General features: G+C 38.7%; 16 protein-coding genes. 12 read left to right on the top strand and 4 right to left on the bottom strand.

Going from position 1 to position 13,874, the window contains the following annotated elements; all coding sequences use genetic code 11:
• The first annotated feature begins 206 nt into the window (after nucleotides 1-206).
• Both thrS and infC read left to right on the top strand, forming a co-directional pair.
• Nucleotides 207-2,027 carry a threonine--tRNA ligase gene (gene thrS, locus CCAL5182_RS02150; protein ID WP_169972319.1) on the top strand — a complete coding sequence of 607 codons (1,821 nt, stop codon included), beginning with the start codon at nucleotides 207-209 and terminating at the stop codon, nucleotides 2,025-2,027.
• On the top strand, nucleotides 2,024-2,542 hold the full coding sequence (gene infC, locus CCAL5182_RS02145) for a translation initiation factor IF-3 (protein WP_169937860.1): 519 nt from the start codon (nucleotides 2,024-2,026) through the stop codon (nucleotides 2,540-2,542). The genes thrS and infC overlap by 4 nt, the downstream gene beginning before the upstream one ends.
• Nucleotides 2,543-2,579: 37 nt before the next feature.
• Here infC and nhaA read toward each other — a convergent pair whose 3' ends face one another.
• Nucleotides 2,580-3,755, bottom strand: coding sequence for a Na+/H+ antiporter NhaA (nhaA, locus tag CCAL5182_RS02140; RefSeq protein WP_169937862.1), 1,176 nt, complete (start codon nucleotides 3,753-3,755; stop codon nucleotides 2,580-2,582).
• 95 nt (nucleotides 3,756-3,850) lie between these two features.
• Between nhaA and proB the strand changes: the two genes are divergently transcribed.
• Genes proB through CCAL5182_RS02120 form a run of 4 tightly spaced genes read left to right on the top strand, consistent with a single transcriptional unit; the run spans nucleotide 3,851 to nucleotide 7,257 of the window.
• Nucleotides 3,851-4,975, top strand: coding sequence for a glutamate 5-kinase (gene proB / locus CCAL5182_RS02135; protein ID WP_169937864.1), 1,125 nt, complete (start codon nucleotides 3,851-3,853; stop codon nucleotides 4,973-4,975).
• Nucleotides 4,976-4,985: 10 nt separating this feature from the next.
• Nucleotides 4,986-6,236: a glutamate-5-semialdehyde dehydrogenase gene (locus tag CCAL5182_RS02130; protein ID WP_336610139.1), complete on the top strand. Its 1,251-nt coding sequence runs from the start codon at nucleotides 4,986-4,988 to the stop codon at nucleotides 6,234-6,236.
• A gap of 2 nt (nucleotides 6,237-6,238) precedes the next feature.
• Nucleotides 6,239-7,024 carry a pyrroline-5-carboxylate reductase gene (proC, locus tag CCAL5182_RS02125; RefSeq protein ID WP_228026828.1) on the top strand — a complete coding sequence of 262 codons (786 nt, stop codon included), beginning with the start codon at nucleotides 6,239-6,241 and terminating at the stop codon, nucleotides 7,022-7,024.
• On the top strand, nucleotides 7,024-7,257 hold the full coding sequence (locus CCAL5182_RS02120; RefSeq protein ID WP_169937870.1) for a helix-turn-helix domain-containing protein: 234 nt from the start codon (nucleotides 7,024-7,026) through the stop codon (nucleotides 7,255-7,257). The genes proC and CCAL5182_RS02120 overlap by 1 nt, the downstream gene beginning before the upstream one ends.
• Here the strand turns inward: CCAL5182_RS02120 and CCAL5182_RS02115 are convergent.
• The 3 genes from CCAL5182_RS02115 to rpsT are packed head-to-tail and all read right to left on the bottom strand — an operon-like array spanning nucleotide 7,254 to nucleotide 9,026.
• Nucleotides 7,254-7,676 (bottom strand): TOBE domain-containing protein, encoded by a 423-nt coding sequence (locus tag CCAL5182_RS02115; protein ID WP_336610138.1) that lies wholly within the window; start codon nucleotides 7,674-7,676, stop codon nucleotides 7,254-7,256. The genes CCAL5182_RS02120 and CCAL5182_RS02115 overlap by 4 nt on opposite strands.
• A gap of 2 nt (nucleotides 7,677-7,678) precedes the next feature.
• Nucleotides 7,679-8,746: a peptide chain release factor 1 gene (prfA, locus tag CCAL5182_RS02110; protein ID WP_336610137.1), complete on the bottom strand. Its 1,068-nt coding sequence runs from the start codon at nucleotides 8,744-8,746 to the stop codon at nucleotides 7,679-7,681.
• A 10-nt stretch (nucleotides 8,747-8,756) separates the two neighbouring features.
• Nucleotides 8,757-9,026 (bottom strand): 30S ribosomal protein S20, encoded by a 270-nt coding sequence (gene rpsT, locus CCAL5182_RS02105; protein ID WP_169972313.1) that lies wholly within the window; start codon nucleotides 9,024-9,026, stop codon nucleotides 8,757-8,759.
• 265 nt (nucleotides 9,027-9,291) lie between these two features.
• On the opposite strand from rpsT, the gene glmM reads away from it, so the two are divergent.
• The 6 genes from glmM (at nucleotide 9,292) to CCAL5182_RS02075 (ending at nucleotide 13,872) form a co-directional block, all read left to right on the top strand.
• A complete protein-coding gene (gene glmM / locus CCAL5182_RS02100; protein ID WP_170000507.1) occupies nucleotides 9,292-10,632 on the top strand; it encodes a phosphoglucosamine mutase in 1,341 nt (446 codons plus the stop codon).
• Nucleotides 10,625-11,077, top strand: coding sequence for a signal peptidase II (gene lspA / locus CCAL5182_RS02095; RefSeq protein ID WP_169937879.1), 453 nt, complete (start codon nucleotides 10,625-10,627; stop codon nucleotides 11,075-11,077). Before glmM ends, lspA begins: the two co-directional genes overlap by 8 nt.
• A 55-nt stretch (nucleotides 11,078-11,132) precedes the next feature.
• On the top strand, nucleotides 11,133-11,492 hold the full coding sequence (locus tag CCAL5182_RS02090) for an NINE protein (RefSeq protein ID WP_336610136.1): 360 nt from the start codon (nucleotides 11,133-11,135) through the stop codon (nucleotides 11,490-11,492).
• A gap of 35 nt (nucleotides 11,493-11,527) precedes the next feature.
• Nucleotides 11,528-11,962, top strand: a complete 435-nt coding sequence (gene hemJ, locus CCAL5182_RS02085) for a protoporphyrinogen oxidase HemJ (protein ID WP_169938037.1) — start codon at nucleotides 11,528-11,530, stop codon at nucleotides 11,960-11,962.
• A gap of 128 nt (nucleotides 11,963-12,090) precedes the next feature.
• Nucleotides 12,091-13,128 carry an LLM class flavin-dependent oxidoreductase gene (locus CCAL5182_RS02080; RefSeq protein WP_336610135.1) on the top strand — a complete coding sequence of 346 codons (1,038 nt, stop codon included), beginning with the start codon at nucleotides 12,091-12,093 and terminating at the stop codon, nucleotides 13,126-13,128.
• Nucleotides 13,129-13,197: 69 nt separating this feature from the next.
• Nucleotides 13,198-13,872 (top strand): CsgG/HfaB family protein, encoded by a 675-nt coding sequence (locus tag CCAL5182_RS02075; protein ID WP_336610134.1) that lies wholly within the window; start codon nucleotides 13,198-13,200, stop codon nucleotides 13,870-13,872.
• The last annotated feature ends 2 nt before the right edge of the window (nucleotides 13,873-13,874 follow it).

Here is a 13,874-nt window from a genome sequence, read left to right as displayed (position 1 = left end):
GCAAAGACAAAACATTTGTGAAAATACTAACGCCTTTTCTCTTAAAATATAATTAATTATATAGATAAAATATATTTAAATATACTATTAAAAGCTATTTAAATTTTATTAAAATATTAAGTTTAGCTTAAAGTCCATTTGGATACAATCAAAACCTAGTTCTTTTAATGTAAAAAAGACAATCCAGTAAAACAAAGGAAATCAAAATGAGCGATATAATCGCATACAAACTAAACGGCGAGATAGTCGACACTCAAAGCATCGCAGGACGTGAAAGCGAAGCTTCTCCTATATATTTCGACAACTCACCGGAAGCATTAAATGTCATTCGTCACTCCTGTGCTCACCTCATGGCACAAGCCATAAAAGAGATCTACCCTGGGGCTAAATTTTTTGTCGGACCAAATGTAGATGATGGTTTTTACTACGACTTTAAAGTAGATGAGGCAAATACCAAACTTACTGAAGATGATCTAGCGGCAATAGAAAAAAAGATGAAAGATCTTGCGGAAAAAAAGCAAGATATAGTCAAAACAAGCTCTACAAAAGCTTTTATGAGCGATAAATTTAAAAATGACGAGCTAAAACAAGAGGTGCTAAAACGCATACCAGATGGTGAAGTTAGTAGCTATACACAAGGAGAATTTGAAGACTTGTGTCGCGGACCACACCTTCCAAATACAAAATTTCTAAAATTCTTTAAGCTAACTCGCGTAGCCGGAGCTTATCTGGCAGGCGATGAAAATCGCGAGATGATAAATAGAATTTATGGCACAGCCTATGCCGATAAAGAGAGCTTAAAAGAGCATATTCGTGTTATCGAAGAGGCAAAAAAGCGCGACCATAGAAAACTTGGCGTAGAGATGAAACTCTTTAGCTTTGATGAAGAGGTTGGCGGCGGTCTTGCTCTGTGGCTACCAAACGGCGGACGCTTAAGAAGTAAGCTAGAGCAATTGCTTTATAAAGCTCACCGCGTGCGCGGATATGAGCCTGTTAGAGGTCCGGAGCTTTTAAAAGCAGATGTTTGGAAGAAGTCGGGACACTACGCAAATTATAAAGAAAATATGTATTTTACGACCATAGACGAGCAAGAGTATGGTATAAAGCCGATGAACTGCGTTGGTCACATTAAGGTATATCAAACAGATATTAGAAGCTACCGTGACCTACCACTTAAATTTTTTGAGTATGGTGTAGTGCATCGCCATGAAAAAAGCGGTGTTCTTCATGGACTTTTTAGGGTTCGCGAATTTGCTCAAGATGACTCGCATATATTTTGTATGCCAAGCCAAATAAAGGAAAACATACTTGAAATTTTAAGTTTTGCCGGCGCTATCATGAAAAGTTTTGGTTTTGAATACGAAATGGAAATTTCTACAAAACCGGCTAAAGCTATCGGTGATGATGAAATTTGGGAAACAGCAACAAAAGCACTAAAAGAGGCTCTTGACGAAAATGGTTTTAAATACGGCATAGACGAGGGTGGCGGAGCGTTTTACGGACCAAAGATCGACATAAAAATCACTGACGCATTAAGAAGAAAGTGGCAGTGTGGCACTATCCAAGTAGACTTTAACTTACCTGAGAGATTTGATCTTGGATATATAGATAGCAACAACGAACGCCAACGTCCGGTTATGTTACACCGTGCATTACTTGGAAGTTTTGAGAGATTTATAGGAATTTTACTCGAACACACAGCAGGTGAGCTACCGTTCTTTATCGCTCCAACGCAAGTTGTTGTCGTGCCGATAAATGACGCTCATCTTGAATACGCAAAACATGTTTCAAAAGAGCTTATGAAGGTAGGTGTTGATGTTGAAATTTCAAGTAAAAATGAGAGCTTAAATAAAAGAATAAGAACGGCTGAGAAACAAAGAGTGCCTATGATACTTGTGTTGGGTGATAGCGAGGTAGAAAACCAAACTGTAGCTCTACGCGATAGACAGGCTAGAACGCAAAGCGAAATGAGCTTAGCGGAATTTGTAAATTTAACAAAGGAGAAACTTAGTGAGGTGCATTTTTGAGTAAAGAACAAGAAGTATTGCTCAATGAAGATATTAGGGCGCGCGAAGTAAGATGTGTCGGAGATGACGGCACTGCTTACGGTGTTATTTCAAGAGACGAGGCTTTAAAGATAGCTGAAAAACAAGGGCTTGATTTGGTGCTTATAGCGCCTGATGCAAAACCGCCTGTTTGTAAGATAATGGACTATGGAAAATTCCGTTATCAACAAGAAAAAAGGCAAAAAGAGGCTAAAAAGAAGCAAAAAGTCATTGAGGTAAAAGAGATAAAACTCTCTGTTAAAATCGCACAAAACGACATAAACTACAAAGTAAAACATGCTTTGGAGTTTTTAGAAGACGGAAAACATGTTAAATTTCGTGTATTTTTAAAAGGTCGCGAGATGAGCACGCCGGAAGCCGGTATTATCATGTTAAATAAAGTCTGGGAGTTGGTTAAAGATGTTGCAGACCGTGACAAAGAACCACTCTTGGAAGGTCGCTATGTCAATATGCTAGTAACCCCTAAAAAAGGCTAAGAAGACTCAAAGAGTGGAGCTATCCACTCTTTTATTATTAATCCAAATTTTCTTTTCTTTCGCTACTAAATACTCTTAATATAACAAAACCTATAACCCCTGATATAACAGAGCCTATCAAGATAGCTAACTTATCAGTGTAGGCAAAGGCATCTGTGTCGTTATAGGCTAAACCGTTTACAAAAAGACTCATTGTAAAACCAACTCCGCAAAGTATCGCTACTCCGTAAAGTTGCGCCCAATTTACGCCGTCTGGAAGTTTTGCCATCTTAAATTTTATAGCCACAAAGCTAAATCCAAATACACCAAGTTGTTTGCCTATAAAAAGACCAAGAGCGGTTCCAAGAGCAACAGGAGATAAAATTTCATTTAGTCCAACACCTTTTAAGGCAATACCCGCATTTACGAAAGCAAATATCGGAAGTATCGCAAAAGCAACCCAGGCGTGCAGGTCGTGCTCTATCTCTTTTAGCATTGATTTTGGACTATTTTTAAAGCTTAAAGGTATAAAAAATGCCGCCACAACGCCTGCAAGAGTGGCATGGACACCTGATTTTAGTACTGCAACCCACATGATAGCACCCACTAGTAGATATGCTGCCTTACTTTTTACTCCGTAGCGATTTAGTGCAAAAAGAGCTATAAGGCAAAGAGACGATATGCCAAGTGATAAGACGCTAAGCTCGCTTGTATAAAATAGTGCGATGATTATAATGGCACATAAGTCATCGATGATCGCTAACGTCATAAGAAAAATTTTAAGACTAGTTGGCACGCGTGAGCCAAGCAGGCTAAGTATGCCTAGGGCAAATGCTATGTCGGTAGCCGTTGGTATAGCCCAGCCCTTAAGTGCAAAACTATCATCTGCGGCAAAGATGTAAAAGATCAGCGCAGGAACTATAACGCCACCGGCAGCCGCGATCGCAGGAAGAGCTATTTGCGATGGATTTCTAAGCTCACCTTCTAAGACCTCACGTTTTAGTTCAAGACCGACTAAAAAGAAAAAAACCGCCATCAAGCCGTCATTTACCCATAATATAAGAGCCTTGCTAAGTCCGATATCTCCGAAACTTATAGTGAATTTCGTCTTTAAAAATTCATTATAAAATTCGCTTAAAAATGTATTTTGGCAAACTAAAGCCAAAATAGTTGCTATCATCAGCAAGACACCACCGCTAGCCTCGTGCCTTAAGAACTCTTTGATATTTGACATTTTTTTCCTTTAAAATTTTTTCTATCTTAGCAAAAAATTAAAAATATACCAAATTTTAGTTATAATCTTACGTAAAATTTTTAAGGCTACATACAATGCATCGTGATTTTAAAAACATCAAGAAAATCGTAATAAAAGTCGGCACTTCAACTCTTACAAATTCCGATGGCTCTCTTAATGAAACGCTTATAAAATCCATAGTAGCTCAAATTTGCGATTTTAAAAATCGCGGCTTTGAGGTGATTTTAGTGAGTTCTGGCGCTGTAGGTGCAGGCATGGGGTTGCTTGGGCTTGATAAAAAACCGAGTAATATAAATGAAAAACAAGCTCTAGCGGCGGTAGGTCAAGTGGCTTTAATGCATCTTTATGAGCGAATTTTTTGGGCACATTCTAAAAATATCGCCCAACTTCTACTTACAAGAGGCGACTTTAGTGATCGCAAAAGATATTTGAGTGTTAGAAATGTTTGCTTAAAGCTTTTAAGTTTGGGTATCGTGCCTATCATAAATGAAAATGACCCGGTGGTTGCTGATGAGATCAAGGTGGGCGACAACGATACTCTAAGTGCACTTGTAGCAGGCTTAGTTGATGCTGATTTGCTTATTATACTAAGCGATATCGATGGGCTTTATGATAAAAATCCAAATACAAATTTGGACGCAAAACTAATAAACACCGTTGAAGAAATCGACGAAAATATAGAAAAAATGGCTGACGGTGACGGGGGTAAATTTGGCACAGGGGGTATGACTACTAAGATCAGCGCAGCCAAAATGGCAAATAAGATCGGCACAAATTTAATCATTGCAAATGGCAAAATGCCAAATGTGTTGTTTAAAATTTTAAATGAAGAAAAGATAGGAACTCTCTTTTTGGCAAATCAAAAGAGGCTAAGTTCAAGGAAGTATTGGCTTGCTTACGGCGCTACGCAAAAAGGTGAGATAGTGGTTGATGATGGAGCGATAAAGGCTTTAGCGCAAGGTAAAAGCCTGCTTAGTGTTGGAATTTTAGATGTTATATCGGAGTTTGAGAGAGGTGATATGATAAGCGTAAAAAGTCGCGAAGGCAAGGTCGTCGCCAAAGGCATAAGCAATTACTCAAGTAGTGAAATTTCTCTTATAAAGGGTCATAAAAGTGATGAGATAGAGCAAATTTTAGGTCACAAAAGTGATAATGACGTTATACATGCAGATAACTTAGCCTCTAAAGATCAAAACTAAAAGGTATGAAATGAATGAAATTTTAGATATTGCAAAACTGGCAAAAGAGGCAACTGGCGAGCTTGTAGCATTAAAAAGTGAGACGAAAAATGAAATTTTACGAGCCGTATCTGCTGAAATTTTAGCAAAAAAAGAGCAAATAAAAGCTGTAAACGAGATAGATATAAAAAACGGAGAAGCGTCAGGTCTTAGTGTTGCTTTGCTTGATCGTTTGAGACTAAGTGACGCCAGGATAGAGGCGATGGCTAATGGATTGCTTGAAGTGGCTGACTTTGCCGATCCTATTGGTGAAATTTTAGATGGATGGCGGCATAAAAATGGCATGCAAATAACAAAAACACGTGTTCCTCTGGGCGTTATCGGCATGATATATGAGTCAAGACCAAACGTTAGTATAGATGCGGCGGCACTTGCATTAAAAAGCTCAAACGCTATCATTCTTAGGGGGTCGGCAAGTGCGATAAATTCCAACAAATTTCTTGTAAATTTATTTAACGAGGCAGGATCTAAAGCAGGGCTTGTAAAAAATGCCGTGCAACTAGTGCAAAGCACGGATCGAAGTGTGGTAGAGCAGATGATAAAAATGCATGAATTTATCGACGTTTTAATCCCTCGCGGTGGTAAAAATTTAAAAGAATTTATAATCAAAAACGCAACTATCCCTGTGGTTGAGACAGGTTCTGGTGTTTGCCAAATTTTTATCGATGAAAGTACCAATATAAATGAAGCCGTAAATATCGTAAAAAACGCAAAAACACAGCGACCAAGCGTATGTAATGCGGTTGAATGTGTGCTTGTGCATGAAAATATCACGGATAAATTTATACCTGCTCTTATCAAAGAGTTAAGTGAAGTAGAGTTAAGACTAGATGATGAAATTTATACTAAATTTATGAATGAAAAAAATGTTGTAAAAGCTAAAGATACGGACTTTGGAGCAGAATTTTTAGATCTTATCTTGGTTGTTAAAAGCGTTAAAAATACAACCGATGCTATAAGGTATATAAATGAGCACTCAAGCGGACACTCAGACGCGATACTAAGCCAAAACTACGCCAATATAGAGCTGTTTTTAAACTCGGTAAATAGTGCCGTCGTGTATGCAAACGCTTCGACTAGATTTAGCGACGGTGGGGAATTTGGCTTTGGTGGAGAGATAGGAATTTCGACACAAAAACTTCATGCAAGAGGTCCGATGGGTGTTAGAGAGCTTACGACTTACAAATATGTCGTAAGAGGAAACGGGCAGATTAGGGGGTAATGATGAAGGTTGGGTTTATAGGCGTTGGAAATATGGGCGAGGCGATACTTGGCGCGGTTATAAAACAGGAATTTGTAAAAGAGCAAGAAATTTTTGCCTTTGCAAGAAGTAAAAACAGCGCGTTAAAAGATAAATTTGGCATAAATGTATGTGACAATGAGCACGAAGTGGCTAAAAATGCCGACTTGTTAATTATCGCTATTAAGCCTGCAGGATTTGAAGAGTTGCTAAAAGCAATAAAAGACGACACTAAAGACGGTGTGATAATCTTAAGCGTTGCAAGCGGGATTAGCATAAATTTCATGAGCGAAAGGCTAAATAAAAATGTCAAAATAGTTCGCAGTATGCCAAATGTCGCAGCCGCTATCTCTCAAAGTGTAACCGCCATATGTTTTGGTGAAAATTTTACACATGAGGATCGTAAAATTGTGATGAAATTTATAGAGAGTTTTGGCTCTGCTCATGAGATAGAAGAGAAGCTGTTTGCTGCTTTTGTAGCGATAGCCGGAAGTCTTCCTGCTTATGTTTTTGTCTTTATCGAGGCTTTGGCGGATGGAGCGGTTTTAGAGGGTATGCCACGCCTTAAGGCTTATGAGATCGCATCTCGCGCGGTTGCCAGCTCTGCAAATTTAATCTCACAAACCGGCAAGCATCCAGCGCAGCTAAAAGATGCCGTCTGCTCGCCCATGGGGACTACTATAGAAGCGATCGCGGCACTTGAGAAAAATGGTTTTAGAAATGCCGTGATAGAGGCGGTAAAGGCTTGCAGTAAGAAAGCAAAGTCGTAATGGATGCTTTTGAGCGATCTGTTTTTGCTGCGATCGTTGGCGAGAAGAAGATGGTGGTGATAAGCGAGCTTTGCAGGCTGCGTGATGAGAGAGGATTTGCTTTTGCAAGTATCGAAAAACTTTGTGAGTTGGCAAATGCAAGCAAGCCTACTGTTATAAATACGCTAAATTTATTAAAAGAAAAAGGCGTAATAGAGCGCGTAAAAAACGGTGTTTATAAATTTTGTATTTAAACTTTTACACCTACTATTATTTGAGAAGTTTTAATGATAGCCGTTACTTTATCGCCCGTCTTTAAGGCTAGCTTCTTACAAGAGCTCTTTGTTATAAGGGCTGAAATTTGATCGTCTTTTATATCGATGATGATCTTGGAATTTGTTGCGGTGTCTATGATCTTGCTGATTGTTCCTGAAATTTGATTTGTTGCACTTAGCTTTAAATTTCCGTCTTTTGCAACGACAACATTTGAAGCTTCAAATAAAAATACCGCTTTTTTGCCGATTTTTAACTCTAAATTTTTCTCGCTACTAACACTAATGGTTGCTTTTAAAATTTCACCGTTTTTTAGTTTAGCGGTTATTAATGAATTTATAGCACCTGTTTTAACGTTTGAAATTTCAACATCAAGTCGGTTTCTAGCACTAATCGACATTTTTATAAGCCGGCAGCTGTTAATGCCTCGGCTTGATAGTGGGCGATAAGCGGTTCTATGATCTCGTCAAACAACCCAGCCATCATGATAGCGTCCAAACGGTAAAGGGTCAGGTTTATGCGATGATCGCTTATACGGTTTTGCGGGAAGTTGTAAGTGCGTATACGACCGCTTCTATCGCCGGTTCCTACTTGTGATTTACGTTCACTCATCTCTTTTTCAAGACGCTCAGCCTCTTGCATTTCGTAAAGGCGTGCTTTTAGTACTTTCATCGCAGCTTCTTTGTTTTTGTGTTGCGATTTGCCGTCTTGGTTGGTTACGACTAGACCTGTTGGGATGTGTGTGATACGGACGGCCGAGTCGGTTGTGTTTACGCTTTGTCCGCCATGTCCGGAGCTACGCATAACATCTATACGAAGGTCGTTGGGGTTTATCTGCACTTGGCTGTCTTCAACTTCCGGCATGATGGCTACAGTAACGGCTGATGTGTGCACGCGACCTTGGCTTTCGGTTTCGGGCACACGTTGAACACGGTGTGTTCCACCTTCAAATTTGAGCCTTGAGTATGCACTAGCGCCTTTGATAAGCACGATGATCTCTTTAAAACCACCCGCACTTCCCTCACTTTGACTTACTATCTCAAATTTCCATCCGTGAAGTTCGGCGTATCTTATGTATGCATTAAAAAGATCGCCGACAAACAGAGCTGCCTCATCGCCGCCTGTTCCGGCACGGATCTCTAAAAAGATATTTCTATCGTCATTAGGATCTTTCGGTAAGAGTAGAATTTTTATATCGTCCTCAAGCTTAACGATACGAGATTGAGCGTTTTTTAACTCCTCTTTGGCTAGTTCGCCAAGTTCTGGATCGTCAAGAAGGGATTTGTTTTCTTCTATATCGTTAAGTGTTTGCAGATACTCACTTGCCACATTTTTGATATCTTCTAAAGATGACTGCTCTTTTGAGAGCTTAGTCATCTTTTCTATATCGTTGATTATGTTTGGATCGCTTAGAAGTAGAGAAATTTCATTATAGCGATCCAAAAACGGTTGGAGTTTATCGGCAAACATTAAGGGTTAATTACGCAGCTTTTAATGTATTTACAAGTTTTGCAAGACGACTAACACGGCGTGCAGCTGTCTCTTTTTTGATTACGCCCTTGCTCACAAAGCTATGAATACTTTTGTTTGCAACTTTTAAAGCCTCGTTAGCAGCGTTTAGATCTTTAGCTTCAACAGCTACGCGCACAGCTTTTGTTATGTTTTTAAGTCTTGTGCGGTAAAATCTATTTCTCTCAGTTCTTTTTATAGTTTGTCTTGCTCTTTTTTCAGCAGATTTGTGATTTGCCATAATTTACCTTTTTGATAATTTTAGTCCGTGATTATATGTAATTTTTATTTAAATATTGCTTAATTTAAGTAAAATTTAAAATTTTTTAGATCGCTGTAAATTTTATCGGCCATAAAAGCGATAACTGCCATCTTTTTATAATATTTTAGTGTTTTTGGTTTTTATATAAATTTATATTTTTTTGATAAAATAGCAAAATTTGCGTATGAATTATTTTATATGCATAAATTTACTAGGAAGTAAAGTCTTAGAATAAGGAACAATTATGAAACTATTTGGTACCGACGGAGTTCGTGGCAAAGCGGGAGAAAAACTATCCGCACAAACGGCTATGCGCCTAGCAATGGCAGCGGGAATTTATTTTAGAAAGTATTCGGTTACAAATACGATTTTGCTTGGAAAAGATACAAGAAAAAGCGGTTATATGATAGAAACGGCCATTGTTGCGGGTCTTACGGCTGTTGGCTATAATGTCTTGCAAATAGGACCTATGCCAACTCCTGCGGTAGCGTTTTTGACTGAAAATATGCGATGTGACGCTGGTATCATGATAAGTGCCTCACATAATCCTTTTTATGATAACGGCATTAAATTTTTCGACGGAAAGGGCGATAAACTTGAAGAGGATATCGAAGCCGAGATAGAAAAAATTTATTTTAACGATGAGTTGATAGCAAATGCGCAAAAGACAATGACTGAAATTGGTGCAAACAAACGTATAGATGACGTTATTGGAAGATATATCGTGCAGATAAAAAATTCTTTCCCAAAAGAGTTAACTCTTAAAAATTTACGAGTTGTTCTTGATGTGGCAAACGGTGCTGCATATAAAGTCGCTCCGACTGTTTTTAGCGAACTTGGAGCCGATGTTATCGTTATAAACGATGAGCCAAACGGCAGTAACATCAACCAAGGGTGTGGCGCGCTTCATCCTGAGGAGCTAGCAAGCGAGGTTAAGAGACTTCGTGCGGATATAGGATTTGCCTTTGACGGCGATGCAGATAGGATAGTGGTTGTTGATGAGCGTGGCGAAGTGGTGCACGGCGACGCGCTAATTGGCGTTTTAGCCACGTTTTTAAACGAGCAAAATATGCTAAAAGGCGGCGGCGTAGTTGCTACTGTTATGAGCAATGCGGCTCTTGAGGATCATTTAGCTTCACACGATTTAAAGCTCATTAGGGCTAATGTCGGTGATAAATACGTTCTTGAGCTTATGAAAAAACATGGTATAAATTTTGGCGGAGAGCAAAGCGGACATGTGATATTTAACGACTTTGCAAAGACGGGCGATGGGCTTGTAACATCCATGCAAATAGTTGCGATGATACTTAAAAAAGGTAAAAAAGTAAGTGAAATTTTTAGCGCGATAAAACCTTACCCGCAAATTTTATTAAATTTAAAGATAAGCGAGAAAAAACCTCTTGACAAGATAGATGGGCTTAAAGAGCTTGAGGCAAGTCTTAAAAAAGACGGCATAAGGGCGTTATTTCGTTACTCCGGGACAGAAAATCTCATCCGCCTTTTGCTCGAAGGTAAAAATCAAGCCTTGGTTGAAAAGCGTATGGCAGAGGTTGAAAAATTCTTCATAAAAGCCTTAAATGCATAAAATTTTATTTAAATTTTTAGTTGTTTTTGTTTTTGTATTTTTACTTGACCAGGCGATAAAACTAGCCTATGTCGCAGGATACGGTAGATATGAGGGGGAGTTTTTCTCTCTCATACTTACTTATAATTTTGGCGTGGCATTTTCTATGTTTTCTTTTTTGGGGGAGAATTTAAAATTTATTCAGCTAGCACTTCTTGTGGCTGCTTTTATGTATCTTTTAAAAGAGAGGGAAATTTTAAGCTCAAACACAACCGCGGTCGGTCTGATCTTTGGTGCAGGATGCTCAAATATCCTTGATAGATTTGTTCATGGCGGTGTAGTGGATTATGTATTTTGGCATAAGTGGTTTGAGTTCGCGGTGTTTAATCTTGCCGACGTGATGATAGATCTTGGCGTTGTTTTAATACTTTGGCATAGTTTTTTTGCTAAAAAGAGTAAAATTTAAAATAATTTAATAATTTTTAATTTAGAATTAATATTTAAGATCAAAAGGAAGAGCAATGAATAACATATATGTAGCTTACGCGCTTTGGTTTTTCTTGGGCTGGCTTGGTGCACATAGGCTCTATCTTGGTAAATTTATAACAGGCTTTTTAATGATGGGGCTGTTTTTTATGGGGACCATGCTTCAAGTTGTGCTTGTGGGATATGTTTTTCTCTTGATCTGGGGCATTTGGTGGATAGCGGATGTATTTTTTACAGGTAAGTATGTCGATGAAAATATCCTAAAAGAAGGGCTTAAGCGAGATCTTAAAAATCAAGATATCGCAAATGACCTAAAACGTCTTTACGAGCTTTATGAAAAAGGTGAGATCAGTAAAGCCGAATTTGAAGCCAGAAAAGAAATTTTATTTAGATAACAAAACAATTCAAAGGAGATAATATGTCAGATATTTTGGCGGAGTATTATAATTACTTCAGATTTGCACACTATATATTTTTCGTATCGTGGATGGCGGTATTGTTCTATCAGCCACGACTTTATGTCTATCATGCGGAAAATATGGATAAACCAGACTATGTAAAAGTAGTTGAGGTTATGGAATACAAAATGTATCATTATATCGGCTGGATCGCGTTAATAGGCTCATTCGCAACGGGAATTTTGATCATCCTTTCGATGCCTGACTTGCTAAGATCAGGTTATATACATGTAAAGCTGACCGTGGTTGTGCTAATGGCGATATACCATCTTGATCTTGGCAGATACATGAAGTTGCTTCGCGAAAAGCGCTGTAATAAATCAGGCATGTTCTTCCGTGCTTATAACGAGGTACCGACTGTGGCTATGCTAATTATCATCTGGATGATAGTATTTAAACCGTTTTAATAACCCTCTAAAGGCGTCAAATTTTATCTAAATTTAGACGCCAAATACACTTTGTTATTATTTTTACCTTGAAATTTTGTTAATTGTTAATGGATAGAATTTATAAAATTTAAATTACAAGGATAAAAATGAAACTTTCCATACTAAATTTAGTTCCGATCCGCGAGGGACAAACTTACAAAGAAGCCGTAAATTCTATGCTAAATTTAGCCAAATTTGCTGAAAATTTAGGCATAGAGCGCTACTGGATAGCAGAGCACCACAACATGCCGCATATCGCAAGTTCGGCTACTGCCTTGCTTATAGAGCATACACTTTCGCATACAAATACATTGCGAGTTGGATCCGGGGGAGTGATGCTGCCAAACCATAGCCCATATGTTGTGGCCGAACAATATGCTACCTTAGAAAGGCTTTATCCCGGTCGTGTCGAGTTAGGGCTTGGTAGAGCTCCCGGCACTGATACTCCGACGGCAAGAGCTCTAAGAAGGGGGCGTAGCGAGGTTGACTTTAGAGACGATCTTGCAGAGCTTAGAGGGTATTTTGAGGGAACAAATAACGTGCAAGCATATCCTGCAAAGGGTTTAAATTTACCATTTTATATACTCGGCTCAAGCCTGCATAGTGCGTATTTAGCGGCAGAGCTAGGGCTTACTTATGCGTTTGCGTCTCATTTTGCTCCAAGGGATTTATATGATGCGGTAGAAATTTATAGAAGAAATTTCAAGCCATCTAAATTTTTGGATAAGCCCTATGTTATCATCGGTGTAAATGCTTATGTTGGTGACAGCGATGAAGAGGCGATGAGTCTTGCTACCTCTCAAACCATGTTTTTCATAAATGTCGTAAGCGGCGGCAATCAAAATTTAATGCCTCCTGTAAAAGACGATGAGGCTGTATGGCGAAATTACCAAAAGGCAACGCAGGCTCCACATTTTGGTCCGGTTGATTTTAAAAATACAAATTTGATAAATCAAGAGCGAGCGGTAGTTAGACAAATGACCGCATGCTCTTTAATCGGCAGTAAAGAGAGTGTTAAATTTCAACTTCAAAGCTTTGCTCAAGAGGTCAAGGCAGACGAGATAATGGCTGTTAGTTATATATTTGACGAGCAAAAACAGCAACGATCTTATGCTTTATTAAAAGAGATCGTTGATGAAATTTAGCGAAAATTTTTAACACTGTTTTAGTTGTTCTTTGGTATTATTGAGATCAAATTTCATTAAGGAGAGAAGATGGACTTAAAACACATCGTTAAAATCGCAACTGTTGCAGCACTGGGTATGCTATTTGCTGGTTGTGTAAGCGAAAGTTCAAGAACGCTTGAAACGCCAAAAGTAAGGGCTGCTAGCACTGTTTATCACGGTGAAAAACATACCGTATCGGTAGGTAGATTTAACAACCAATCCTCATACCAAAACGGAATTTTTAGCGACGGCGAGGATAGACTAGGCAATCAAGCCGCAACTATACTTGTGACCAATTTACGCGATAGCGGTAGATTTAACGTGCTTGAGCGCACAAATATGAAAGCTCTTGAGCAAGAGAATAAATTTAACAAAACACAGGCAAATTTTAAAGGCGCAAGATATGTTGTTACCGGTGATGTAACGGAATTTGGCAGAAAAACTACCGGCGATCATCAGCTTTTTGGCATACTTGGTAAAGGTAAAAAACAAACCGCTTATGCAAAAGTAAATTTAAATGTCGTAGATACAAGCACTTCAGAAGTAGTATACTCATCACAAGGTGCAGGCGAGTATGAGCTAAGCAGTAGAGAGATTATTGGATTTGGCGGTAGTTCAGGATATGATGCGACACTAAACGGCAAAGTTTTAAGTTTAGCCATAAGAGAGGCGGTAGACAACTTGGTGACAGGACTTGAAAGTGGCAGCTGGAGCATCAGATAAGC

The sequence above is a fragment of the Campylobacter sp. 7477a genome (genome assembly GCF_014892335.1).
In the GTDB taxonomy this organism is placed as follows: domain Bacteria; phylum Campylobacterota; class Campylobacteria; order Campylobacterales; family Campylobacteraceae; genus Campylobacter_A; species Campylobacter_A californiensis.
The sequence above is the reverse complement of the archived record's forward strand: the minus strand, read 5'-3'. Positions and strand labels throughout refer to the sequence as shown.

Bases quoted from the DNA above. Each gene is read 5' to 3' on its own strand.
- rpsT (WP_169972313.1), bottom strand. From the start codon at position 9,026: ATGGCAAATCACAAATCTGCTGAAAAAAGAGCAAGACAAACTATAAAA.
- CCAL5182_RS02120 (WP_169937870.1), top strand. From the start codon at position 7,024: ATGGATGCTTTTGAGCGATCTGTTTTTGCTGCGATCGTTGGCGAGAAG.
- CCAL5182_RS02115 (WP_336610138.1), bottom strand. From the start codon at position 7,676: ATGTCGATTAGTGCTAGAAACCGACTTGATGTTGAAATTTCAAACGTT.
- proB (WP_169937864.1), top strand. From the start codon at position 3,851: ATGCATCGTGATTTTAAAAACATCAAGAAAATCGTAATAAAAGTCGGC.
- lspA (WP_169937879.1), top strand. From the start codon at position 10,625: ATGCATAAAATTTTATTTAAATTTTTAGTTGTTTTTGTTTTTGTATTT.
- proC (WP_228026828.1), top strand. From the start codon at position 6,239: ATGAAGGTTGGGTTTATAGGCGTTGGAAATATGGGCGAGGCGATACTT.
- thrS (WP_169972319.1), top strand. From the start codon at position 207: ATGAGCGATATAATCGCATACAAACTAAACGGCGAGATAGTCGACACT.
- glmM (WP_170000507.1), top strand. From the start codon at position 9,292: ATGAAACTATTTGGTACCGACGGAGTTCGTGGCAAAGCGGGAGAAAAA.
- nhaA (WP_169937862.1), bottom strand. From the start codon at position 3,755: ATGTCAAATATCAAAGAGTTCTTAAGGCACGAGGCTAGCGGTGGTGTC.
- prfA (WP_336610137.1), bottom strand. From the start codon at position 8,746: ATGTTTGCCGATAAACTCCAACCGTTTTTGGATCGCTATAATGAAATT.
- CCAL5182_RS02130 (WP_336610139.1), top strand. From the start codon at position 4,986: ATGAATGAAATTTTAGATATTGCAAAACTGGCAAAAGAGGCAACTGGC.
- CCAL5182_RS02075 (WP_336610134.1), top strand. From the start codon at position 13,198: ATGGACTTAAAACACATCGTTAAAATCGCAACTGTTGCAGCACTGGGT.
- CCAL5182_RS02080 (WP_336610135.1), top strand. From the start codon at position 12,091: ATGAAACTTTCCATACTAAATTTAGTTCCGATCCGCGAGGGACAAACT.
- CCAL5182_RS02090 (WP_336610136.1), top strand. From the start codon at position 11,133: ATGAATAACATATATGTAGCTTACGCGCTTTGGTTTTTCTTGGGCTGG.